Annotated in this window: 1 protein-coding gene; it reads left to right on the top strand. The window is 67.0% G+C overall.

From position 1 onward, the window contains the following. Positions 1-155: 155 nt before the first annotated feature. A complete protein-coding gene (locus ASE01_RS18370) occupies positions 156-1,487 on the top strand; it encodes an IS110 family transposase (RefSeq protein WP_321164144.1) in 1,332 nt (443 codons plus the stop codon). Positions 1,488-1,514 lie beyond the last annotated feature (27 nt).

Genomic DNA, 1,514 nt, shown 5'->3' with positions numbered 1-1,514 from the left:
GCGGCATGGTCGGGCGTTCCGYYCCGACAGCGGCTACTTGTTTCATTGACCTCAGGACCGGTGTCTGGCAAGGCTCGGTCCAGGCGCCCGGTCCGTCGCTCTGATTGCGGCTGCCCACGCTGTCCGGCGACGGACCCGTGTGGCTCTCACATGGCATGCGCGGGCCGGGCGTCGCAGGGTCGCGAGAGGCTCAAGAGGGGTCTGCCCAGCTCGAAGTAGCGTTGCCCTCCCGACTCGACACCAGTGATGGAAACGAGCATCGGAGGCAACAGATGAGCAACCCAGCCAGCGACACAGCAASYGGCTTCGCGGGSCGGGTGGTGATCGGGATGGATCCCCACAAACGCTCGGTCACGATCGAGGTGATGACGGCCGATGAGACCGTCGTGGACGGCGGSCGGTTCGACACCGATGAGGCCGGTTTCGCCGCGATGGTGCGTTACGTCGACCGCTTYGAGGACCGCGTCTGGGCCGTCGAAGGCTGCAACGGAATCGGTCACCACGTCGCCGTGCGACTGCTCGCAGCCGGTCAGGAAGTCCTCGACGTCCCGCCAAAGCTGTCCGCGCGGATGCGGGTCTTCGCGACCGGCCAGGGCCGCAAGACCGACGCCACCGACGCCCACTCGGTTGCCTTGGTCGGCACCCGCATGGCCGGGCTGCGCCCGGTCGTCGACGATGAGCAGCTCGCGGTGCTGCGGGTCCTGGTCGACCGCCGCCGCTCACTCGGCGAGGACCACACCCGYATGACGTCYCAACTGCATCACCTGCTSCTGGAACTGATCCCSGGCGGGGCCAAGCGTGATCTGTCGGCCGCACAGGCCAAGAAACTCCTCGCCGGCGTGCGCCCCCGCGATGTGGCCGGCAAGACSAGGCGTCGGGTCGCGGCCGAACTCGTCGGTGACCTCGAGCGGATCTATGCCCGCAGGAAAGCAGCCGACAAGGAACTCACCGAACTCCTCCGTGCGAGCGGCACCAGCTTGTTGGACCTGCACGGCATTGGACCCACSGGWRCTGCSCGGTTGCTCGTCGAGGTCGGTGACATCACCCGGTTCCCCGACCGCGGGCACTTCGCGTCCTGGAACGGCACCGCACCCATCGACGCCTCCTCCGGCGACCACGTCCGGCACCGGCTGTCGCGGGCCGGGAACCGGCAGATCAACCGGATCCTGCACACCATGGCCATCGTGCAGCTGCGCAACCCCGGCCAGGGCCGGGACTACTACGACCGCAAGAAGGCCGATGGGAAGTCATCGATGGAAGCGATGCGCTGTCTGAAGCGACGACTGTCCGACATCGTCTACAGGACCATGCTCGACGACTCCCTCACCCATGAGTTGAGCGAGAAGGCGACGGGCCCGGGAGGACAACGGGGAAACGACTCTGACTCCAGCGCGACCGGCTCACATCCCCACACCGGCTCTTCGGACAAGTCACTTCCCGGACCCGCCACCACACAGCCTAGAACAAATCTTCCGGCTGCTTCTTGACACAGAGGGGCGCCATGGTCGGGCGTT

Origin of the sequence: Nocardioides sp. Root190 (assembly GCF_001428565.1) — a bacterium.
Taxonomy (GTDB): Bacteria; Actinomycetota; Actinomycetes; order Propionibacteriales; family Nocardioidaceae; genus Nocardioides.
The sequence above is the reverse complement of the archived record's forward strand: the minus strand, read 5'-3'. Positions and strand labels throughout refer to the sequence as shown.